We start from the raw sequence: 21,254 nt of genomic DNA, 5'->3' as shown, positions 1-21,254 counted from the left end.
AAGTCATTGTCTATCCGAATGAAGCTCATACTCTCGAACATCGCCATGGTCGTCGTTCCTCTCGTGCTGTTCGTCCTTACGGCTGCGCTGTTCGCCTCGCTGTTTCTGCACGACGTCTTCGGACTGAAATCCTTGATCTTGCCGGACGGAGGCGGAGGGAAGGCGGTGGAGGAGAGGTTCGAGCGCAAGAACGAGTGGTATACAGTGCTGGAATACTTCGCCCGGGAAGAGCCGGAACGGTTCAGGGACACAGCCTTCCTGAAGGAGGCGGAAGCGAAGCTCGCGGAGCTGCAATCGGGTATTGTGGTGCTGCGGGAGGGGAAGGTCGCCTTCTCGTCTTCATGGATCGGGCCTGTAGAGGACCCGGCTGTGCTCACGGCTCTTCCGCAGAAGAAGGAGGGCGACAATGCGCATGAGCAGGAAGTGGTGTTGAACGGAACGGCCTACTACGCCTTCAAGCAGGAGATACAGTGGGAGGGGGGCGGCAGCGGCGAGGTGGTGCTGCTCGAAGATCAACGGCTGTTCAGCATGATGGCTCGCAGGGTGTTCCCTCTCCTATTGGGAACGGTGCTGCTTGTACACGCGGTTACGAACGGCGGGCTGACTTATCTCGTCTCCCGGAGCATCATCCGGCCGCTGCGCGAGCTGAAGCGGGCCGCCGAGCGGATCAAGGACGGGCAGCTGGAGCAGGAGCTGCGCATCGCGCGCAGGGATGAGATCGGCGAGGTGGGCGCAGCGTTCGAGGAGATGCGGCAGCGCCTGCTGGCTTCGATCCGCACGCAGCTGCAATACGAGGAGAACCGCAAAGAGCTGCTCACGAGCATTTCGCACGATCTGAAGACGCCGCTGACAGCCATCCAGAGCTGTGCGGAAGGGCTGCGGGACGGGATCGCCGATACGCCGGAGAAGCGGGAGAGATACGTGGGGATGATTCACAGCAAGGCGCTCCACTTGAACCGTCTGATCGATGAGCTGTTCTTGTTCTCGAAGCTTGATTTGAAGCGGCTTCCGTTTCACTTTGAGCGTCTGGACCTGCGCGGGTATGTCACGGAATATGCCGAGGAGCTGCGCCATGACCCGAGGATGCGGGAGATGGAACTCCGCTGCGATATTCCGCCCGGAGGGCCGCCCCTCTGGGTGAGTGCGGACCGGGAGAAGCTCGGCAGGGTGCTCATGAACATCGTAGACAACTCGCTGAAGCATAGGAAGGGAAAGGCCGACGGGCTGTCCATCTCCCTTCGCGTGGCAGGTGGGGAGGCCGAGCTGACGCTCGAGGATAACGGACCCGGGATCGAGGTGCAGGCGCTGCCGTGGGTATTCGACCGGTTCTACCGGGGAGACCCGGCCCGTGCCGCAGATTCAGGGGGCAGCGGGCTCGGGCTGGCTATCGTCAAAGGCATCGTGGAGGAGCATGGAGGGCGCGTCCGCGCCCGGAGCGGTCCGGGGCAGGGGACGGCGATCATCGTGACGCTGCCTCTGGTACAAGGAGAAGGCGGGGGAGAGCGGGAGACATGAAGCGGATTCTGATTATCGAAGACGAGAGCGTGATCGCGGAGGTCCAGCGGGATTACCTGGAAGCGTCGGGGTATGCGGTGGAGATTGCCGCCAGCGGGGATGCCGGGCTGGATCAGGCGCTGCGGGAGCCTTATGACCTGATCCTGCTGGATCTGATGCTGCCGGGGGTAGACGGCTACGAGATCTGCCGGCAGGTCCGGGCGGTGAAGAACATACCGATCCTGATGGTCTCGGCCCGCAGGGAAGAGGTCGACAAAATCCGGGGTCTGGGCCTGGGCGCGGACGATTATATCATCAAGCCCTTCAGCGTCGGCGAGCTTGTTGCCCGGGTGAGGGCGCATCTGGCCCGGTTCGAGCGGCTCACCGGCTCCGGGAACGGCGGGGATCTGCGGGAACAGGGCAGCCTGCAGGTCGGCGGCCTGACGATCGACGTTCCGGCGCGCAAGGTTCTTGTGAGGGGGCGGGAAGTTGCGTTCACCTCGAAGGAGTACGATCTGCTCCTCTTCCTGGTGCAGCATCCGAACCGGGTGTTCGGCAAGGAGCATCTCTTCGAGCGGATCTGGGGGCTGGAGGCCATGGGCGACAATGCCACGGTGACCGTACATATCTCGAAGCTGCGGGAGAAGATCGAGAGCGATCCGTCCAAGCCGCAGTACATCGAGACGATCTGGGGTGTGGGATACCGGTTCAACGTGTAATCTGCATAAGGGGGAGATCTTATGAAACCGCTGGCGATGACGCCGCGCCGATGGCTGCTGACGGTCCATCTCGTCTTGGCTTCGATCATGCTCGGCGGGGCGGTCCTCTTCCTGGTACTGAGCATCACGGCTGCCGGGACGGACGACCCGGTTCTTCTGCACGCCTGCTATACCGTGATGCTGGCCTTGTCCCGAACCTCGGTGCGGGCCTCCACGATAGGAACCGTAGTGACGGGGGTGCTGCTCTCTGTGTTCACGCACTGGGGGCTGCTGAAGTATTACTGGATTATCGCCAAAGAGGTGCTGACCCTGGCGGCCGCCGCTCTCGGTGTCGCCGGTATGTACATCTGGTCGGGCCGCGCGGCGGCGGTGACGGCGGCGGAGGGGATGGGGGCGTGGTCATATCCGGCTTTCACGGCGAATCATACGGTGCTGATGGCCGGCATCGTGCTGCAGCTAGTGTCGCTTATCGCTCTATTCGCCTTGTCGGTGTTCAAGCCGTGGGGGCCCCGCCGCAGCCGGAAGAGTGGCGGGAGGGTTTAAATAGATGGATCGCTATAAGGGGGACCGCCGGGGGACCGGGGGTTCTTTTTGTTTTTGGCATAGCCTGGGCTCAGGTCATGAAAAGGAGGAGGGGCTACTTCAGCGGCGCTTCCCGTTCCTTCAGATACCGGGACGGCGGAGCTCCGGTCAGGCGTTTGAACGTGCGGTGAAAAAACGAAGGATCGCAGTAGCCGAGCTGCTCAGCAATGTCGGCCACGGTCAGGTCGGAATGGCGCAGCAGGTAGACGGCGGTCTTGATCCGCAGCCCGTGCGCATATTCGGAGATCGTCTGCCCCGTGGCCTCGCGGAAGAGTACGGCGGCATGGCCGGGACTGCGGCCGATCACGGTGCCCAGATCCTCCTTCGTGACCTTCTCGCGGTAATGGTTGCGCAGGTAGGCGGTCATGAGCTCCGCCTGCCCGTGACGCAGTCCGGTACGCTGTCCCTTGTCATACTCCCGGTTCAGGCGGGTGAGCGACTCGAGCAGCAGCGCGCCGCACAAGACGTCCTTATACGGAGAAGCTTCCTTCCACTCCTCCTCCATGGCCCGGGCGCGGCCGAGGAGGAGCTCCCATCCGGCGCAGCGCCAACGCAGCGGCTGATCCGAACTCAGCAGAGGCAGCGGGGGGGCGCCGCACTCCCCGGCACCGAACGTGGTCACGTATTTCTCGTGCGAGAGGGAGGGGATGCTTTTGCCGTAATAGATGACGCCGGGGGGCAGGAGCAGGACATCGCCTTTCTCCAGCAGAAGCTTCTCGCCCCGCACCCAGTAGATGCATTTGCCGTAGCCCATGAGGATGAAGGACCAGGATTCCGCCTCCCGCTCGACCTCCTCGTACCAGGGCATCGTACCGGCATCGCGCCGGATGTTCTCGATTAGAAGCATAGCAATCCTCCTTAGGCTGCCGTATTCGTCTCATTATCGGACTATAGTACATCTATCATACTATAATTCATGGAAGAATGGGGAAAAGGAGATTACAATAACGGGAGACAATTCGACAAGAATCGAGTTAAGGGAGAGAGTTAACGATGCGTAAAACAAAAATTATCTGTACCTTGGGTCCGGCTTGCGACTCCGTGGATGTGCTGAAGGATATGATCCGGGCAGGGATGAACGTCGCCCGACTGAATATGGCACACGGCGATCTGGAAGAGCAGCGGGCCCGAATCCAGCGCGTACGGCAGGCGGCGGGCGAGCTGGGTGCAGCCGTGGCGGTGCTGCTCGACATCAAAGGGCCGGAGGTTCGCATCGGCAAGCTGCAGATGAGCTCGTACGAGCTCAAGACGGACGGGATGCTGACGCTTACGACGGAGATCGTCGAAGGGACCGGGGAGCGCATCTCCGTGTCGTATGCCGGATTGCCCCAGGATGTGCATCCGGGCAGCCGCATCCTCATCGACGACGGCTTGATCGAGCTGCGGGTGGAGGAAGTGGCGGGGACGGAGATTCACTGCCGCATCCTGAACGGCGGGGTAATCAAGCCGCGCAAAGGGGTTAACCTGCCGGGCGTGAAGACCTCGCTGCCGGGTGTGACGGAGCGGGATGTGCAGCATATCCACTTCGCGGCAGAAGAGGACCTCGACATTATCGCCGTTTCGTTCGTCCGCAAGGCGGAGGATATTCTGGAAGTGCGCGAGCTGCTGGAGCGGCTCGGAGCCGGACACATCCAGATTATCTCGAAGATCGAGAACGAAGAAGGCGTGGATGGGCTGGACGCGATCCTGGAAGTATCGGACGGGCTGATGGTAGCGCGGGGGGACCTCGGAGTTGAGATTCCGGTGGAGGACGTGCCGATTCTGCAGAAGCTCATGATCCGCAAGTGCAACCAGGCCGGCAAGCCGGTCATCACGGCCACGCATATGCTCGATTCGATGCAGGTGAACCCTCGTCCGACTCGGGCGGAAGCGAGCGACGTGGCGAATGCCGTGCTGGACGGGACGGATGTGCTCATGCTGTCAGGCGAAAGCGCGGCGGGCAAGTATCCGATGGAATCCGTCGAGACGATGGCGGCCATCGCAGAGCGGACCGAAGCGACGCTGCCGTACTGGGATGCCTACGTGAAGCGTGCAGCGGAGCAGACGCCGAACGTGACCGAAGTGATCTCGCAGGCCGTCGTCGGCTCCTCGCTGGAGCTCGGTGCCAAAGCGATTCTGACGCCGACGGAGACGGGCTTCACCGCACGGATGGTGTCCAAGTACCGCCCGAAGGCGCCGATCGTGGCGATAGCGCCAAGCGAGCGGATCCGCCGCCGGATGAGCCTTGTATGGGGCGTGACGCCGGTGCTGGGCGAACCGGTCTCTTCTACAGACGAGATGTTCCTCTCGGCTGCTGACGGAGGCAAGAAGAGCGGGCTGGTAGAGACGGGAGACCTTGTGATCGTCTCGGCAGGGGTTCCGATCGGCGGAGCCGGTTCGACGAACCTGATCAAGATCATGAACGTGGAATAAGAAGTGGGCATGACAAGCTCCAAAAGCGCCCGTTTGCAGCAGCTGCGCAAACGGGCGCTTTTGGCGTTGAGGAGAGTGGTTAGGCTTTGTCTTCTTTCCCCAACGGGTCCGCGCCAAAATCATGGTCGAAATGCGACCGCTTCTTCGTATTGCCTGTCGTATCTTTATAGAATTCTTCCTCCTGGCTCTCCAGCGGCAGGGAGACCAGCTTCCATTCCGTCTGGCCGAGGACCGGGTCGGCAGGGAATTCATCGCCGCGCTTCAGCTTCTCTTCACGGCCCCATTCGTTGCTATACACGCCGTCGGTTTCGACTTCTTCGCCCGACATTGGATTCATGTCCTTGTCATTTGCCATGGCTGCCATAACCCTCCTTATGGTCGAATCGATCGTTAGTATGCCCCCCTTCATTGAAAAAATGCCGTTCCCGCGGTATGATGTTCGGGTTAACGAAAGGGATGCGGTGGATATGACAGAAGCATTATGGGGGAGCGCCGTCAACGCGGCGGCCATTGTGGCCGGCGGGCTGGCGGGGCTCTTGCTGCAGCGGATGAGCGACGGCATGCGGCGGACGGTCATGCAGGGAATCGGCCTGGCGCTGATCGCGCTTGGCGTGTCGATGGCGCTGAAGTCGGATCAATTCCTGCTGATTGCAGCTTGTCTCACGCTTGGCGGCATAGCGGGAGAATTGGCAGGCATCGAGCGGCGGCTCGAGGGGTTCGGCGCGCTGCTGGAGCGGGGCGTGAACACGCTGGACCGCCGGTTCAGGCGCCGGAGCGGCGGCAGTCCGCGGCAGGAAGGCCGTCTGGCCGCAGGCTTCGTGAATGCGACGCTCGTCTTCTGCATCGGGGCGATGGCGGTGCTGGGGGCGCTGGACAGCGGACTGCGCGGGGATCACGTGGTGCTCTACACGAAGTCGCTGCTCGACGGGTTTCTCTCCATTATTTTCGCTTCGACCATGGGCGTGGGGGTGGCCTTCTCGGCGCTCCCGGTTTTCCTGTATCAAGGACTCATCGCGCTGGCTTCGTCCTGGATCGCAGCAGGTCTGGACCCGGGGCTGCTGGACGCGATGATCGTACAGATTACGGCCGTGGGCGGCGTGCTCATCATCGGGGTGGGGATCAACCTGCTCGAACTGCGCCGGATTCATGTGGCGAACCTGCTGCCGGCGCTGGTGTTCGCGGCGCTGGCCGTACCTTTGGCCGCATGGATGTCAGCCTGGTGGACGGGCCTGTAAGAGCAGAAGCCCATGGGCAGGAACGTAAACCAAGCCAAAGAAAGCCGGTCCGCAGGGGACTGGCTTCTTTGGCTCTTCTTACTATAGAAGAATAGATATCTCGCCATGGCTTGACCCTGTCTTCCATCCTACAGCTGCGGCACCCTCCCGCTGTCTCCCTCTCGGTGATGAAGTGATTGTCATTCCTGCGGAGCCGGAGGATCGAGCTGCTCAAGTCCCTGCATATAAGGACGCAAGGCCTTGGGAATGCGGATCGAGCCGTCCACCTGCTGGTGATTTTCGAGCAGCGGAATGAGGATTCTCGGCGAAGCTACCGCCGTGTTGTTCAGCGTGTAGCAGTACCGCAGCTTGCCGTCCGGACCGCGGTAACGTATGCCGGCGCGCCGGGCCTGGAAGTCGAGGAGGCTCGACGACGAGTGGGTCTCCCCGTAGGCTCCTCGGCTCGGCATCCACGTCTCGAGATCGTACTGCTTGTAGGTCTTCTGCGACATATCGCCGGTGCAGACGGCGACGGTCCGGTGTGGCAGCTCCAGAAGGCGGAGCAGGGTCTGGGCATGGCCTGTGATTTCGTGAAGCAGCCTCTCGGCCGTGCCCGGATCCGCCTCGCAGAGCACCACCTGCTCCACCTTGGCGAATTGGTGTACCCGGTAGAGGCCTTGCACGTCCCGGCCGGCCGAACCGACTTCGCTTCGGAAGCAGCTCGACACGGCGGCGAGGCGGATCGGCTGCGCCACGTCGACGGTTTCTCCGCTGTAATAATGCACCAGCGGCACCTCCGAGGTGCCGACCAGGTACAGGTCTTCGCCTTCGAGCCGGTACACCTGGTCTTCGCCCAGCGGGAAGAATCCTGCGTGTGTCAGCGCCTCCGGCCGTACGGCGAGCGGCACCTCCAGCAGAGTGAAGCCGCGGCCGAGCAGCAGGTCCACGGCCAGCTGCTGCACCGCCCGGTGGAGCAGGGCGCCGGCTCCGCGCAGGTAATAGCCGCGGGCGCCGGCCGCTTTGACGCCGCGCGGCACGTCGATGATGCGGTGCAGCTCTCCAAGCGCGACATGGTTCAGCGGCTCGAAGGGGAAGCGTGGGGGCTCGCCCCACCGGGCGGTCTCCACATTGTCCGCGTCCGACCGGCCGCGGGGCGTATCCGCCGAGGGCACGTTCGGCACGCGGAGCAGCAGCGCAGCTCGCTCCTGCTCTACCGCCGACAGGCCCGCCTCCAATACCGACAGCTCCGCGTTAATCTCCTGCACGTTCCGCTTAGCCTCCTCGGCTTCGCTCCGGAGGCCCGCGCGCAGCTGCTGCGCAATCTCCTGCGAGCTGTGGTTGCGGAGGCCGCGCAGCCGCTCCACATCCTGCATCAGGAACCGCCACCGCTCATCGGCCGCGAGCAGCTCCTCCACGTCGAAGGGCAGTCCTTTCAGGTCCGCCGCCTCTTGTACCTTGTCTTTGTTTTCCCGAATCCAGCGAATGTCCAGCATCGTTACCGCGCTCCTTTTGAGTGGGGAATGTCCAAAAAAACACAAAAAGCGCCCTCATCCGTATGGGACGAGGAGCGCTTGGACTCGCGGTGCCACCCAACTTGACCGGACTCCAGGGTCCGATCCATCTTGGTTCCGCGGTAACGGGCGGGTCCGGTTCACTTAGGGGATCGCTCAGGAGCTGAGCTGAGGTCCCTTGACGAGAACGCCTCCGAGTTGGATGCTCTTCATCGGCATAATGGCGGGAATTCATTTGTTGTAGTATACGCTTTTCTCCGGCATTCATCAAGAGGCTTTCACCCGGCGGCGGCGGTGAACCCAGGACATCGGGGGAGGGAGCCGGGACTGCGGGAAAACATCGTTTCAGCAATATTTTCTGGTGGCAGTCCTATCCAAATATGGTATGGTAGACTGGTGATCTTACCCGGCATAGGAGGCACTTGTACTGGAGTTGGAAACACAGCGTAAGCAAAGAAAGATGCAAAGAGGTGAATGTCCCGTGACCTTTGTTAACCGTCTGGCCTGGTTCTTCCGTGAACGGTGGGTATGGTACGCCTGTGCGGTGCTGATGATGGCGCTGGTCAACGTGCTGGGGATTGTGCCGCCCCGCATGATCGGCAGCGTGATCGACCAGATCCGTACGGGCTCGCTGACCGGCGGAGAACTGCAGCGCAGCGTCCTGCTGCTTGCCGGCCTGGCCTGTACTACGTTCGTGATCACCTATCTTTGGGTGACCACCCTGTTCGGCAACTCCCTGCTGCTCGAGCGGATGCTGAGAAGCCGGCTCGTATCGCATTTTATGCGGATGTCGCCTTCCTTCTTCCACCGCAATACGACGGGAGAGCTGATGGCGCTGGCCACCAATGACATTCCGTCGATCGGGCAGACGGCGGGGTATGGGGTGATGACGCTCGTCAATACGATCGTCGGCACTTCGGTCGTGCTCGTGACGATGATCTCCCTGATCTCGTGGAAGCTTATGCTCGCCGCGCTCATTCCGCTCCCGCTGCTTACGCTGCTGATCAGCGTGCTCGGCAAGCAGACAAGGGCCCGGTTCATCGCGGCGCAGGCGGCGTTCGGCCGGATGAACGACCAGGCGCTGGAGTCGATCTCGGGGATGCGGGTCATCCGCTCTTACGTACAGGAAGAACACGATCTGGCTTCCTTCGACCGAGTGACCCAAGACGTCATGCGTCTGAACATCCGGGTGGCGGCGATTCAAGTCCTGTTCCATCCGGCAATCTCGCTCATTGTGGGCATGAGCTTCATCATCGGGATCGGCTATGGGGCCTATCTCGTATTCCATAACGAGATTACGCTCGGTCAGCTCGTCTCGTTCAATATTTATCTCGGCATGCTCATCTGGCCGATGATTGCCTTCGGCGAGTTCATCAACGTGCTGCAGCGCGGCACGGCTTCGGTAGACCGGGTATCGGCGAGCTTCGCCCAGCCTCCCGAAGTGCAGGATCCGGACGTGCCCGCACAGGTGGAACGGCCGGATACCATCGAGCTGCGCAGCCTGACTTTCCGCTATCCCGGCGCGGCGCAGGACAGCCTGAGCGGCGTGTCGCTCCGGCTGGAGCGGGGGCAGACGCTAGGGCTCGTCGGGCGTACCGGCAGCGGCAAGAGTACGCTGCTGAAGCAGCTGCTCCGGTTCTACCCGGTTGATCCGGGTACGGTGCTGTTCTCCGGCGCGGGGATCGAGACGCTGCCGGTCGCACGCATCCGGGGTTGGATCGGGTATGTGCCGCAGGAGCATCTGCTGCTCTCGAAGACCGTACGCGAGAATATCGCCATGGCCCGCCCCGATGCGACACCGGAGGAGGTGGCTCGAGCGATTGCCATGGCTTCGTTCACAGCCGACGTGGAGATGCTTCCCCAGGGTCTGGACACGATCGTCGGCGAGAACGGCGTGATGCTCTCCGGCGGCCAGAAGCAGCGCGTGAGCATCGCGCGGGCGCTGCTTGCCGATCCGGAGATTCTCATTCTCGACGATTCGTTGTCTGCCGTGGATGCGAGGACAGAAAGTGCGATTCTGGAAGCGCTGCGTTCGGAGCGGGCCGGCCGGACGACGCTTATCGCGACCCACCGGCTGTCCGCCGTCATGCACGCGGACCGGATTCTGGTTCTGGATGACGGTCGTATCATCCAAGAAGGGACGCACGAGGAGTTGATGCGGCACGGTGGCTGGTATAAGGAACAGTTCGAGCGCCAGCAGCTCGAAGCCCATCTGCTCGAAACCTAGTCCTCTCCGCCAAGCGGAGGAAGCTACGAGGAAGGAAGTGCCAAGATCACCATGGAACCGCAACCCAATACGGGAGAAACAAGAATCCCGGTGTTCCGCAGGCTGCTGGCCTACGCGCTCCTGTTCAAATACCGGATTGCCGCCGCGCTGCTGGTACTCTGCTGTGCGGTCGGCGCCGAGCTTGCCGGACCGTTTATCGCGAAGACGATCATCGACCGCCACATCGGCGGCATCGCCCAGCCCTGGTACGAATGGACCGGGAAGGATAGAGCCGCGCCGGGCGGCATCGCTCAGGTGGAACTGGACGGAACGGCTTACGTCCGCAAGGATTGGCTGGAAGAAGGCCGTGCGGCGGGAGGATCGGCAGCCGGTCCGGAGTTCTGGAAGGAGGCCCGCATCCTACAACTCAGCAGCGGCATGTATCTGGTCCGCGGCGTGGAGGGAGCCGCGGATGGCTCCTGGTCCGTCACACGGGAGGGGGAAGGAGCGGAAGGCTCGGAGCTTCTCTGGAAGAGCAGGGACGGCGAAGGCCGCGTGTTCCCGGCCCGTAAGCTGACCACGGCAGAGACCGTAGCCTTCTACCGGTACGATATCCCGGCCGTGATTCGGTGGCTGGCGGCTTTCTTCGGTCTGCTGGTGCTCGGCAGCGTGCTCCACTACATCCAGGGCTTTACGCTGCAGTCGACGGCTCTCCGGATTATCCAGCGGATGCGGATGGACCTTATGAATCATATCCAGCGCATGCCGATCCGGTATTTCGATGCGACGCCGATCGGGCAGGTCGTCTCGCGGATCGCGAACGATACGGAGGCGGTCCGGGACTTATTCATGAGCTTCATGGCCACCTTCGTGGTCAGCTCCATTAATATTGTGGGCATCTATATCGCACTGTTCCTGCTGGATTACCGGCTGGCGCTGGTGACGCTGGTGTTCATGCCGTTGTTCGCCGTCGTGATGTACGTGCATCTGAAGTATTCCAAAAAATACATTACGATCATGCGGGCCAGGCTCAGTGACATGAACGCGATGCTGAACGAATCCATTAACGTCATGCCGATTCTACAGGCATTCCGTCAAGAGAAGAGCCGGATGGGCGAGTTCAATGCACTCAATGAAGATCGCTACCGGGCGAATATTAAGCAGATCCGCCTGTTCTCCCTGTCTTCGCGCAACTTCACGGGCCTAGTCGGTTCGCTCTTCACGGCGGGGGCCATCTGGTACTTCGGCGGCCAGTCGCTGCAGACGGCGATCTCGTTCGGGGTGTTCTATGCGTTCATCGATTATACGGGACGGTTCTTCCAGCCGATCATCGGTATCTTCGACCAACTGATGAATGCCCAGCGTGCGGTCGTCTCGGCCGAGAAGGTATTTCATCTGATGGATATGGAAGGCACCGAGGTAGCGAAGAGCGATGAAGTGCCAAGACCGCAGGGACACGTGAAGTTCGACAACGTGACGTTCGCCTACAAAGAGGGCGAGCCGGTGCTGCGGGGCATTACGTTCGAGGCGAACAAAGGGGAGACAGTGGCGCTCGTGGGCCATACCGGATCGGGCAAAAGCTCGATCATGAACCTGCTCCTCGGCTTCTATGAGCCGACGGACGGCGCGATTACGATCGATGGCGAAGAGATCCGCCGGATCTCGAAACAGGCCCTGCGCAAGCATATGGGGATCGTCCTGCAGGATCCGTTCCTGTTCTCCGGCGACATCAAATTCAACGTGTCGCTGTATAACGGGAGCATCGGTCCGGAGCAGGTGCGCAAAGCGCTGGCGGACGTCGGGGCGGCGGACTTCGTGGAGCGGCTGCCGGGCGGCTATGACGAACGCGTGGTGGAGCGGGGCAGTACGCTGTCTGCGGGACAGCGGCAGCTGATCTCCTTCGCGAGGGCGCTTGCCTTCGACCCGGCCATCCTGATCCTCGATGAGGCGACCGCTTCCATCGACAGCGAGACCGAAGGGTTGATCCAGGAGGCGCTGCGTGTGGTCAGTGCCGGCCGCACGACCTTCGTGATCGCCCACCGGCTGTCCACGATCCGCGAGGCGGACCAGATCCTCGTGCTGCACCGCGGCGAGATCGTCGAGCGCGGTACGCATGAGACGCTGATGGCGCTGCAGGGCCGGTACTACCGGATGTATCAGCTGCAGTCCGGGGGCACCGTACAGACGACATCGGCATAGCCTGGCGAGAGGGCATACATGCGATAGGAGAACGAAAAGGACCGCAGCCCGGAGCATGCTCCCCGGCGGCGGTCCTTTTTCGTACGCGGAGCGGATTCAGGCAAGGGATGATCTGCTTGGTTGGTGCCCTTCATTGAATTCAGGCCCGGATCCCTGAGGCGACTGCCGCGGGAATTAGAGCAGGGAGGCCCCGGGTTCCGGGTCGCAGCTGCGGATGACGAGCAGGAGGCCCTCCCGGATGCGTACTGTTCCGGTCTCTTCCACAAGTACGTTGGAGATGCCGAGGGACTGTCCGATGGTTAGCGAAGCTTCGTGGAGCGGATAACGGAAACCTTCGAGGGTGATTCCGTGCACATCGAGGCTCAGCGGCAGCAGCGACACATGGGCGTGCGGGCTTCTGCGCAGCTCGAGCGGCGCGCGGGCGTCCATGAGCTGCAGCTCGTTGAACTCGTCGACGATCCGGCAGGGAATCCCTGCCGCCAGACCGCGGCGAAGCAGATGCACATTCGCCAGGGAATGATCCCATCGGCTGCCGAGTACGCCGGTCATGACAATCTCGCACGCCCCCTGCTCCAGTGCCCAAGTGAAGGCCATCTCCGTGTCGGTCCAATCTTTCATGACCGGATCACAGGAGAGGAAGCGGATGCTGCGTTCCCGTACCCGCTCGCGTTCCTCCCCGCTTACGGAATCGAAGTCGCCGAGCGCCATATCGGGGCGCAGTCCCTGTTCGGTGAGGAAGAGGGCGCCGCGGTCCGCGCCGATCAGCTGGTCCCCTTCCTGAAGAATCCGGAGGGCCCAGGGGCCGAGCGTCCCTCCGGAGAAGATGACATAACGCGCCGGAGCGCTCATATAAGGGATCTGTCCTTTCCTATATGGCTGTTATCGATCATCTGCTCATTGTACCACACTCGCTTGGGAAGGATAGAGGTAGGTGCTGCAGCTGCGGGATCAGCCGGTAAGGTGTGATAGAATCCGGCCGGCAGGACGGGTCTCGGGACGCATACAAGGCGGGCTGCCGGGGTAATAAGTAGAGAAACCGGATCCGCAGAGGATCCCGGACGAAGGAGGCGGACGCTGTGAAAATCAAAGGTCGGTATGTAAATCTGGATGGCATCCGGTTGCGTAAAAAGCTGCCTTTTATACAGAAGTGGCGCAAGGAACGTAAGAAAATCAAGCTGAAAGACCGGAGTTATGTGGTGCCCCAATGCGAGCAAAAACAGGTCGAATTCCTGAAGACGAACCATACGGAACCGACGATGACCTGGATCGGCCACTCTTCTTTCCTGCTGCAGATGGAGGGCAAGAACCTGCTCACCGACCCGGTATGGGCGCAGCGGATGGGGCTGGAGAAACGTCTGGCACCGCCCGGACTGCTCCCGGAGGATCTGCCCCGGATCGATGCCGTCCTGCTGTCGCACAGCCACTACGACCATATGGATACCGCTTCGCTGCGGACGGTTCATCGGCATAACCCGGGCGTTCAGATGCTGGTGCCGGCGGGGCTCGGGAAGAAGCTGCGGAGCATGGGGATTCAGCGGATTACGGAAGTGAACTGGTGGGATACGGTGAGACTGGACAGCTTGGAGCTGCACTTTGTACCGGCGCAGCATTGGACGCGGAGGACGCTGTTCGATACGAACGCATCTCATTGGGGAGGCTGGGTGCTGCGGCCTGTGACGCATCACGGGGAGCGGCTGGCGGTTTATTTTGTGGGGGACAGTGCTTATTTTGGAGGGTTCAAAACGATAGGCGAGCGCTTTCGGATTCAGTGGGCGCTGATGCCGATCGGGGCCTACGACCCCGAGTGGTATACCGGCAAACAGCATGTGAATCCGGAGGAAGCGGTACAGGCCTTCATCGATTGCGGAGCTCAGGTGTGCGTGCCGATGCACTACGGCACCTTTCGGCTGGCGGACGACACCCCGCGCGAAGCGCTCGACCGGCTTCACGCGGAGTGGACGCGCCAAGGTCTGCCGCCTGAGCGGCTGAGAGTGCTCACCTTCGGCGAGACGATCCGGCCGCTGGCCGAAGTCGCGAGTGGCGGCTTGCGCTAGCTAGGAGCGTTCGCGGCGGGCCATCTGCTGCCAGACCGAACCCGCGGCTTCCTCGCCGCCTTCGATCCGCTCCAGCGCCATGCGGATCTGCATACGGACTTCGAATTCAGGCTCGTCTTCGGCCGCCTGGAGCGCAGGAAGCGCCTGCTCGTCTCCAACCTCATAGAGGAAGCGAGCGGCCCGCCAGCGTACCAGCTTGTTGGGGTCGGAGAGTGCCCCGATCATCGCTTCCTGCGCTGCAGGGTCGCCGAGGTCGGACAGCGTGTCTCCCGCCGTCCGGCGGACAGAAGGGGAGGGATCCTTCAAGGCACGGTAGAGGTGCGGCAGCACGGAGGGATCCTTCAGATCGCCGAGATAGACGGAAGCGAGGCGCCGGACTGCGGCCTGTTCGTCGTCCAATGCCGTCAGAAGCAGCGGCAGCGTTTCGGCGGACGGTTGAATCTGGCGGAGCGCCGCATAGCGCTCTTTCCACTCAGGCGAACGCAGCAGCGCTTCAGCCTCCGCGTAAGAGAGTACCCTGCGTGTCTTCGCGGCGCGCTGCTGGGCGTCTCCCGTTCCGGCACCGGCCGCAGCCTCGGCCGCCAGCTCTTCGAGCTGGGCATCGGAATAGGCAGCATCCAGTTCCTGGAGCACCTCGTCCAGCACTTCCTGCAGCGAGCCGTAGCGGGTATCCCACTCCTCCAAGGTGCGTTCCTTGATGAGGTTGGGGGAAGCTGAGGCCGCCCGGATGGCCGTATCGCTGAAGCGGGCAGGGAGCGCGGCACGCTGTTCTTCATCGCCGCTCGCCACGCGCACTTGCAGTGGAATGCCGCGGAAGTGCTGCAGGTAGACATGCACTTCGCCATAGGAGGTTCCTGCGATTACCGCCTCTCCGTCTTGGGCATTTGATGCCTGGGGAGAGGTTGTTGTGCTGCCCTGGGCCGATCCGGCCACAGCTGTGGTACCGAGCACTTCCCTGACGGCTGCAAGGATTTGGCCCCAGTCTCCTTTGGGGAGCCGGTCTACAGCAATGAAATCCGCCGCGCGGTAGAATGCCTTCACGCCATCGATCGCGAGCAGGCGCTGCAGTTCGGGCGTGGGGGCTTCCGCGGCCTGTTCCCGGTTGTAGGTCTCGCGGATACCGCCCGGCAGCGACTCGCTCATATTGATCTTCATGGTATTGGGACTGGGTGTCGGTTCAATGGATACGATGGGCATCGTGAAAAAACTCCTTCTATTATATATAACGTTCCTGGAGGATCCGCAGATGGTGCAGTTCGTGACCGGCAATAATGTGAGCCAGCGCACGGGCCGTAATTGGAAAGCCGCTTAACGAACCTTCGCGGAGCCAGTCGTCCGGACGGAGGCCGGCTATCAAACTTAGCGTAGCCTGTCGAACAAGGGTTAATTCATCGGCGAGCTGACCGACAGACCAATCGTCGAAAGATGCGCCGCGATTGAACAGATCCTGGTCGAATCCCGGCAGGGGGGTGGTATCGCCCCTGGCAATCCGCAGCAGCCGGTAGCTCATGATCCGCTCCGTATCGGCCATGTGGCCGAGCAGCTCTTTGACACTCCATTTGTCTTCCGCGTACCGGTGGAGAGCTTGTTCTTCGGACAGCCCCCGTACGAGGGCGGCGGTTTGGTGTAACTGCTCCTGGAGATGGCCGGAGAGATTCTCTTTGGGCGCCTGAGCGATATATCCTGCGTAGAACTCATTGTACTCGGTTGGTGCGGGCAAGGTTAAAGCCATAGGTATTCCTCCTGAAAGGTCTGAATTTTGTTGAAAAAGGACCATCGGCCTCGCGAGAGGCCTTCGGTCCTTGGTTGTCTGAATGTATTCCTATCGTAATTTGTATCGCATGCGTATACCGTATACCCTAGGACAGCTGCGATCAGTCGAGATCCAGCAAGTTCCGGTGAAGGTATGTATCATCCAACGCTTTTGTCAGATCAAATACCGTATGGGCGAGATCGAGATTCTCGAACACATGCTCACAGGAATCTTTGTAGGCCATTTCTTCCTCATAATGGGACATATAGCGCTCAATGAGTTCCGGAGTGTCGCCCCGTGCCTGCTCCCGCTTCAGCACCGTATCGCGGTCGGCATAGATGAAGATCCGCACGACCCGGTCACCATAGACCTTCTTCAGAGCTTCCGCCCCGAAGCGGTTTAATACCAGGAAGACCGCACCTAATGATTGGAGCTGCGAAGCGACATCGGCTTCTTTGATGCCGTAGCAGTTTCCGTCGATCTCAATGACTTCGATAAATTCTTGTTTCTCCTCGGCCGCTTTGAATTCTTCTTGGGAAACAAAGTGATAGTCCTGCCCGTCAACTTCGGATGAGCGCGGAGGGCGTGTCGTATACGATATAACCTGCTTTACGCCTAACGTACTTCCGGACATCTGGGCGACCGTTCGGCGTCCTGCGCCGTTCGGACCGGTGAATACAAAAATCAGCTCTTTGTCTTTTAGTTCGTACATGGAAACCCTCCTTCGTATTTGAAGTGCAGTTCCTTGCCGGGTGGGCCTACCTTTATTTTACATGGTTTCGCAGATGAGGTAAAGGGATCGCTTTCATGGCCTATCTGCCGCGCTTGCGCCCGACCGGTGCTCCGCTGCGCCCGGCCGGCTTGGATCCGCGCCCTGCGCCGCCCTGCGGTGCTCCGCCGCCCGGCCGTCCGCCCCGCGCTCCGCGCTCGCCGCCTGGCCGCGGGCTGCTGCTCCAGCGCTCGCCGCCGCCTGCGCGCGCTCCACCAGCTGCGCCGCGACCGCCCGCCGTGCTGCGTCCCGCGCCGCGGCTCTCGCCATCACGCTCGCCGCTGCCCTGCGTGCCGTTCCACGGCAGCGCGCCGCCGCCGCTGCGCGTGCCCGCTGCCGGGCGTCCGCCAGCTGCGCTGCTGCGCCCGCCGACCGGTGCTCCGCCCCAGCGCTCCGCCGAGTCGCCGCCGCGTCCAGCTGCACCGCGCCCGCCAGCTGCGCTGCTGCGCCCGCCGCTTGGTGCTCCGCCCCAGCGCTCCGCCGAGTCGCCGCCGCGTCCAGCTGCACCGCGCCCGCCAGCTGCGCTGCTGCGCCCGCCGCTTGGTGCTCCGCTGCGCCCGCCGCCCGGTGCTCCGCCCCAGCGCTCCGCCGAGTCGCCACCGCGTCCAGCTGCACCGCGACCGCCAGCCGCACCACGTGCCCCGGCGCCGCGCCCTGCAGCGCCCCGCGCTCCGCGACCGCCCGCCGTGCGGGCTTCGCCCCGGCGTCCGCCGCGTTCCCCGCGCTCATCCGCGCGCGTCTCGGCCAGCGCGCTTGCGCTGCGGCCTGTCCGCTTTACGAGCGACATCTTGATGCCCTTCTCGATGGCCTCCAGGTGGAAGGCGTCCCGCGGTGAGACGAAGGTAATCGCCTTGCCGGTCTGTCCTGCGCGTCCGGTCCGGCCGATCCGGTGAATGTATCCTTCCGCATCATGCGGAATGTCGTAGTTGTACACGTGGGTGATGCCCTCGACATCCAGACCCCTGGCTGCAATATCGGTAGCCACCAGGAACTGGAGTTTGGCATCGCGGAACCGTTTCATCACCTGCTCGCGCTTCGCTTGAGAGAGGTCCCCGTGGAGCTCGTCCACCGCGTAGCCGCGCTCGTCCAGTTCTTCGCGCAGCTTCGTCGCACGCAGCTTGGTGCGGCAGAAGATCATGCCGAGGAAGGGAGGATCTTCTTCCATCGCTTTGCAGAGGGCGTCTAGCTTGCCGCGGTCTGTCGTCTGCACAACGATCTGTTCGATTTCATCGAGCGTCACGCGCTTAGCCTTCACTTCGATTTCAACCGGCGGCTTCATATACTCCTTGGCCAGCTGGCGTACCCGCTGGGGCATGGTAGCTGAGAAGAGCAGCGTCTGACGGCGGGTCGGCGTGACCGAGATGATCTCGACGACCTCGGGCAGGAAGCCCATGTGGAGCATTTGGTCGGCTTCGTCGAGGACCAAGGTAGAGAGCTTGTGCAGCTGCACCGTTTCGCGGCGGATGTGATCGAGCAGGCGTCCAGGTGTCGCCACGATGATATGAATCGCGCCTTCGAGCTTGCGGATCTGCCGTTCGACATCCTGGCCGCCGTAGGCCGACAGCACCCGGATCTCCTTCAGGGGAGCCCAGCGTGCGACTTCTTCCGTAATCTGAATGGCAAGCTCCCGGGTAGGGGTCACGATAAGTGCCTGTACATGCGGGCGGTTCGGATCGATGCTCTCGAGAATCGGCAGGACGAATGCCAGTGTCTTCCCGGTGCCCGTCTGGGCCTGGGCTATGACATCATGCCCGGCGAGAACCGAGGGGATCGCTTCCCGCTGAATCGGCGTGGGTTCGTTGTACCCGTGTTTGTGCAATGCTTCGGCGAGCTCTTGGCTGACGCCTAGGGCTTGAAATTCGTTTTTCTTCATTAAATAAGTCTCCCCGCTGTTTTAAGTATCTTCGACTATTTTCAACTTCCCGGCGGTTGTACATACCTATATATAGGAAGCTTCTTGGTGGGATTCGTACGGAGTGGGTTCCTTTGCTTCGTTAACATCTTCATAGCCGCCCGTGGGCCTGATGGATGAGGCTTGGCGGTGTGTAGGGTCAGGAGCAGAACAATCCAATTCTATCCACATTATCTTACACATTCTACAGGATGCCGGTATAAAAAGAAACAGCACAAGGCCAAATGGCAGCCCTGTGCAGGAAGCAGTATGCTTCAGTATTCGCGTCCGTTCGTTTCCGATTGATTCGGGATTGTCGGATCTGTACCGAAAGTACGTTCCATGGATCGCACGAAATCCGGTATGAACGGGCTGAGGGAGCGTTCGTGCCAGCTCTCTTGCGCCAGTCTGGTGAATTGTTCCACGATGCTGCGGTTGGCTGTAATGTATACGTCTTGGATGGCCGGTTCCACCGTGCGGATTTTCTCCGCGATTTTTTGTTTAAACAAGTGGGAGATATGCTCATGGTGCGTCTCCGTTTGAGCACCGCTCACCCCGTGGATCAGCTGGGTCGGGGCTACGCTGAGATTCCGGAAGTCGGCATCCGGGGCCTCGCCGCGGGAGCGCCCGTCCTTGTTGCTGTCTTCCGAAGGGTTGTCCCCGCCATGAGTTCCGCTGGCTGTGCTGTCCATGGTGATGGCCGTATAGGCTACCCCGTCGCCAACAAGCACGATAGCCGAGTTGACACCGTACATGGCGGCTACCTGATCCGAGAGATTCTGGTTCATTTCCAGTTTGGTTACTTTATGGGATACCGGGGCATACTGCTGCTGAGTCTGATAAGCGCGGGACGTATCTTGTCTCGGCATATCACGCCGGCTGCCGTAATTGTTGGCACTGTTGTAATCGTACCATGAGTAGCAGCCCGTCATGAAGGTAACGGCGTAGAATGAGAAGATCAGACCGGCGAGACGTAGAGAGCGAGCCATGGTTGTTCCTCCTTTGAACCGGATGGTCGTGATTAAGGAATCGGCAGAACGGATGGTATACCGTCGTGGCAAATGCGGAATTCTCCTTAACTAGGATGGGTCGCGGCAGGGCAAATCATGCGGAAGGGAAAGGGGGTCCAGAACATGCATAAAAGCACCGCTTAATGGAAATAACCAAAGAGAGGCAGAACGCTTAAACCCATGAAAAATCTGCACTTCCGAACAATTTGTGAACTCTCTGAGATTCATTGACAAAAAAGAGACACGAATTTATAGTTAATATGGTGATCAGGCGTATTGACAAGATATGACCTTTTTTGTACGAAAAATATTTGCTTTCTAAGGTGGGATTGATAAGATGATTCGATGGCAAAATCTGTGGCGTTTCATCCCTCTTTTCGGGTTGATGATGTTGCTGTTAACGGGGTGCGGCGACGATACGATTTCCGCCTTAAGACCGAGAGGTCCCGTAGCCAGAGACCAGCTCTTCCTCATGAAGCTCAGCTTTGGGATTATGCTGCTGGTTGTCGTGGTCGTATTCGTACTTTACTTGTATGTTCTCGTTCGCTTCAGAAAGAAAAAGAGCGATAAAGACATCATTCCGAAGCAAGTGGAAGGCAGTCATACGCTCGAGATTATTTGGACGGTAGTTCCGATTATCCTTCTCCTGATTCTCGCCGTGCCTACAGTTAAGTACACGTTCCAGGTTCTAGAAGACCACAGAGACAACAAAGACGCGCTGCATGTTAAGGTCACTGCACACGCGTTCTGGTGGCAATTCGAGTATCCAACGCTCGGCATCTCTACGGCCCAAGATCTTGTCATCCCCACCGGTAAGAAGATTGCATTCGAAATTACATCGGCTGACGTGAAGCACTCCTTCTGGGTTCCGTCGCTCGGCGGTAAGATGGACACGAACCCTGGACTGAACAACGTATTTTATCTCCAGGCCGATGATGTAGACACATTCAAAGGCAAGTGTGCTGAGCTTTGCGGTGCATCCCACGCCCTGATGGACTTTAAAGTGAAATCGCTTGATCCAGCGGCATTCGATCAATGGGTTGCTGATCTGAAGACCCCTTCGGTCGTACCTGCGGATGCCAAAGCGGGCGAGACGCTCTTCAAAGACAACTGCCTCTCCTGTCACGCGGTTAACGCAGGGGGACTGGGTGCCGGTCCGAACTTGAACGGCTTCGCTTCCCGCGAGATGGTTGCGGGTATCCTTCCGCACAATGACAAGAGCCTGCACGAGTGGATCTCCGATCCGCAATCCGTTAAGCCGGGCGCAAGAATGCCTGCCTTCGGAGCGAACCCGATCGAGCCGATTCCGGGCAGCAAGCCGCTTCAAGAACAGCAGATCAACGACATTATTAAATATCTGAACACGCTGACTGTGAAGTAAGAGCATCAGGGAATAAAGGAGGTTTCAAACGGTGGCTCACGCACACACGGTAAAACGTC

18 protein-coding genes are annotated in these 21,254 nt (G+C 60.7%); 9 read left to right on the top strand and 9 right to left on the bottom strand.

Going from position 1 to position 21,254, the window contains the following annotated elements; genetic code table 11:
- Positions 1 to 18 precede the first annotated feature (18 nt).
- From O9H32_RS27820 to O9H32_RS27810, 3 genes are read left to right on the top strand one after another with little or no spacing between them, the layout of a single operon-like run.
- Positions 19 to 1,515 carry a sensor histidine kinase gene (locus O9H32_RS27820; RefSeq protein WP_269869377.1) on the top strand — a complete coding sequence of 499 codons (1,497 nt, stop codon included), beginning with the start codon at positions 19 to 21 and terminating at the stop codon, positions 1,513 to 1,515.
- Positions 1,512 to 2,213, top strand: coding sequence for a response regulator transcription factor (locus O9H32_RS27815; protein WP_269869376.1), 702 nt, complete (start codon positions 1,512 to 1,514; stop codon positions 2,211 to 2,213). The genes O9H32_RS27820 and O9H32_RS27815 overlap by 4 nt, the downstream gene beginning before the upstream one ends.
- Positions 2,214 to 2,234: 21 nt before the next feature.
- A complete protein-coding gene (locus O9H32_RS27810; RefSeq protein WP_269869375.1) occupies positions 2,235 to 2,756 on the top strand; it encodes a hypothetical protein in 522 nt (173 codons plus the stop codon).
- A gap of 94 nt (positions 2,757 to 2,850) precedes the next feature.
- On the opposite strand, the gene O9H32_RS27805 is transcribed toward O9H32_RS27810, so the two are convergent.
- Complete coding sequence (locus O9H32_RS27805; protein WP_269869374.1) at positions 2,851 to 3,642, bottom strand: AraC family transcriptional regulator; 792 nt, start codon at positions 3,640 to 3,642, stop codon at positions 2,851 to 2,853.
- Between the two features lie 146 nt (positions 3,643 to 3,788).
- Between O9H32_RS27805 and pyk the strand changes: the two genes are divergently transcribed.
- Positions 3,789 to 5,207 (top strand): pyruvate kinase, encoded by a 1,419-nt coding sequence (pyk, locus tag O9H32_RS27800; RefSeq protein WP_269869373.1) that lies wholly within the window; start codon positions 3,789 to 3,791, stop codon positions 5,205 to 5,207.
- Between the two features lie 79 nt (positions 5,208 to 5,286).
- Here pyk and O9H32_RS27795 read toward each other — a convergent pair whose 3' ends face one another.
- Positions 5,287 to 5,562 carry a hypothetical protein gene (locus O9H32_RS27795; protein WP_269869372.1) on the bottom strand — a complete coding sequence of 92 codons (276 nt, stop codon included), beginning with the start codon at positions 5,560 to 5,562 and terminating at the stop codon, positions 5,287 to 5,289.
- Positions 5,563 to 5,674: 112 nt separating this feature from the next.
- Here O9H32_RS27795 and O9H32_RS27790 point away from each other — a divergent pair, with 112 nt between their 5' ends.
- The gene (locus O9H32_RS27790; RefSeq protein WP_269869371.1) at positions 5,675 to 6,442 is read left to right on the top strand and encodes a DUF554 domain-containing protein; all 768 of its coding nucleotides are present in this window, start codon (positions 5,675 to 5,677) and stop codon (positions 6,440 to 6,442) included.
- A gap of 179 nt (positions 6,443 to 6,621) precedes the next feature.
- Here the strand turns inward: O9H32_RS27790 and serS are convergent, their stop codons facing one another.
- On the bottom strand, positions 6,622 to 7,914 hold the full coding sequence (gene serS, locus O9H32_RS27785) for a serine--tRNA ligase (protein ID WP_269869370.1): 1,293 nt from the start codon (positions 7,912 to 7,914) through the stop codon (positions 6,622 to 6,624).
- A gap of 499 nt (positions 7,915 to 8,413) precedes the next feature.
- Here serS and O9H32_RS27780 point away from each other — a divergent pair, with 499 nt between their 5' ends.
- Both O9H32_RS27780 and O9H32_RS27775 read left to right on the top strand, forming a co-directional pair.
- A complete protein-coding gene (locus O9H32_RS27780) occupies positions 8,414 to 10,159 on the top strand; it encodes an ABC transporter ATP-binding protein (RefSeq protein ID WP_269869369.1) in 1,746 nt (581 codons plus the stop codon).
- 51 nt (positions 10,160 to 10,210) lie between these two features.
- Entirely contained in the window at positions 10,211 to 12,337 is a 2,127-nt protein-coding gene (locus O9H32_RS27775; RefSeq protein WP_269869368.1) for an ABC transporter ATP-binding protein, read from the top strand.
- Between the two features lie 174 nt (positions 12,338 to 12,511).
- Here O9H32_RS27775 and O9H32_RS27770 read toward each other — a convergent pair whose 3' ends face one another.
- Positions 12,512 to 13,186 carry a thiamine diphosphokinase gene (locus O9H32_RS27770; RefSeq protein WP_269869367.1) on the bottom strand — a complete coding sequence of 225 codons (675 nt, stop codon included), beginning with the start codon at positions 13,184 to 13,186 and terminating at the stop codon, positions 12,512 to 12,514.
- Between the two features lie 227 nt (positions 13,187 to 13,413).
- On the opposite strand from O9H32_RS27770, the gene O9H32_RS27765 reads away from it, so the two are divergent.
- The gene (locus O9H32_RS27765; protein ID WP_269869366.1) at positions 13,414 to 14,391 is read left to right on the top strand and encodes an MBL fold metallo-hydrolase; all 978 of its coding nucleotides are present in this window, start codon (positions 13,414 to 13,416) and stop codon (positions 14,389 to 14,391) included.
- Here O9H32_RS27765 and O9H32_RS27760 read toward each other — a convergent pair whose 3' ends face one another.
- From O9H32_RS27760 to O9H32_RS27740, 5 genes are all read right to left on the bottom strand, one after another.
- Positions 14,392 to 15,588: a conserved virulence factor C family protein gene (locus O9H32_RS27760; RefSeq protein WP_269869365.1), complete on the bottom strand. Its 1,197-nt coding sequence runs from the start codon at positions 15,586 to 15,588 to the stop codon at positions 14,392 to 14,394.
- 19 nt (positions 15,589 to 15,607) lie between these two features.
- Entirely contained in the window at positions 15,608 to 16,123 is a 516-nt protein-coding gene (locus tag O9H32_RS27755; protein ID WP_269869364.1) for a DinB family protein, read from the bottom strand.
- Positions 16,124 to 16,265: 142 nt separating this feature from the next.
- Positions 16,266 to 16,856 carry a guanylate kinase gene (locus O9H32_RS27750; protein ID WP_269869363.1) on the bottom strand — a complete coding sequence of 197 codons (591 nt, stop codon included), beginning with the start codon at positions 16,854 to 16,856 and terminating at the stop codon, positions 16,266 to 16,268.
- 100 nt (positions 16,857 to 16,956) lie between these two features.
- A complete protein-coding gene (locus O9H32_RS27745; RefSeq protein WP_269869362.1) occupies positions 16,957 to 18,786 on the bottom strand; it encodes a DEAD/DEAH box helicase in 1,830 nt (609 codons plus the stop codon).
- Between the two features lie 293 nt (positions 18,787 to 19,079).
- On the bottom strand, positions 19,080 to 19,793 hold the full coding sequence (locus O9H32_RS27740) for a YhcN/YlaJ family sporulation lipoprotein (RefSeq protein WP_269869361.1): 714 nt from the start codon (positions 19,791 to 19,793) through the stop codon (positions 19,080 to 19,082).
- Positions 19,794 to 20,151: 358 nt separating this feature from the next.
- On the opposite strand from O9H32_RS27740, the gene coxB reads away from it, so the two are divergent.
- Positions 20,152 to 21,195 carry a cytochrome c oxidase subunit II gene (gene coxB / locus O9H32_RS27735; RefSeq protein ID WP_269869360.1) on the top strand — a complete coding sequence of 348 codons (1,044 nt, stop codon included), beginning with the start codon at positions 20,152 to 20,154 and terminating at the stop codon, positions 21,193 to 21,195.
- Positions 21,196 to 21,254: the final 59 nt, after the last annotated feature.

Source organism: Paenibacillus caseinilyticus (genome assembly GCF_027533645.1).
Lineage (GTDB): Bacteria > Bacillota > Bacilli > Paenibacillales > NBRC-103111 > Paenibacillus_G > Paenibacillus_G caseinilyticus.
Note: the sequence above shows the minus strand (reverse complement) of the source record. Positions and strands in the feature narration are given on the sequence as shown.

Bases quoted from the DNA above. Each gene is read 5' to 3' on its own strand.
- O9H32_RS27820 (WP_269869377.1), top strand. From the start codon at position 19: ATGAAGCTCATACTCTCGAACATCGCCATGGTCGTCGTTCCTCTCGTG.
- O9H32_RS27815 (WP_269869376.1), top strand. From the start codon at position 1,512: ATGAAGCGGATTCTGATTATCGAAGACGAGAGCGTGATCGCGGAGGTC.
- O9H32_RS27810 (WP_269869375.1), top strand. From the start codon at position 2,235: ATGAAACCGCTGGCGATGACGCCGCGCCGATGGCTGCTGACGGTCCAT.
- O9H32_RS27805 (WP_269869374.1), bottom strand. From the start codon at position 3,642: ATGCTTCTAATCGAGAACATCCGGCGCGATGCCGGTACGATGCCCTGG.
- pyk (WP_269869373.1), top strand. From the start codon at position 3,789: ATGCGTAAAACAAAAATTATCTGTACCTTGGGTCCGGCTTGCGACTCC.
- O9H32_RS27795 (WP_269869372.1), bottom strand. From the start codon at position 5,562: ATGGCAAATGACAAGGACATGAATCCAATGTCGGGCGAAGAAGTCGAA.
- O9H32_RS27790 (WP_269869371.1), top strand. From the start codon at position 5,675: ATGACAGAAGCATTATGGGGGAGCGCCGTCAACGCGGCGGCCATTGTG.
- serS (WP_269869370.1), bottom strand. From the start codon at position 7,914: ATGCTGGACATTCGCTGGATTCGGGAAAACAAAGACAAGGTACAAGAG.
- O9H32_RS27775 (WP_269869368.1), top strand. From the start codon at position 10,211: ATGGAACCGCAACCCAATACGGGAGAAACAAGAATCCCGGTGTTCCGC.
- O9H32_RS27770 (WP_269869367.1), bottom strand. From the start codon at position 13,186: ATGAGCGCTCCGGCGCGTTATGTCATCTTCTCCGGAGGGACGCTCGGC.
- O9H32_RS27760 (WP_269869365.1), bottom strand. From the start codon at position 15,588: ATGCCCATCGTATCCATTGAACCGACACCCAGTCCCAATACCATGAAG.
- O9H32_RS27755 (WP_269869364.1), bottom strand. From the start codon at position 16,123: ATGGCTTTAACCTTGCCCGCACCAACCGAGTACAATGAGTTCTACGCA.
- O9H32_RS27750 (WP_269869363.1), bottom strand. From the start codon at position 16,856: ATGTACGAACTAAAAGACAAAGAGCTGATTTTTGTATTCACCGGTCCG.
- O9H32_RS27745 (WP_269869362.1), bottom strand. From the start codon at position 18,786: ATGAAGAAAAACGAATTTCAAGCCCTAGGCGTCAGCCAAGAGCTCGCC.
- O9H32_RS27740 (WP_269869361.1), bottom strand. From the start codon at position 19,793: ATGGCTCGCTCTCTACGTCTCGCCGGTCTGATCTTCTCATTCTACGCC.
- coxB (WP_269869360.1), top strand. From the start codon at position 20,152: ATGATTCGATGGCAAAATCTGTGGCGTTTCATCCCTCTTTTCGGGTTG.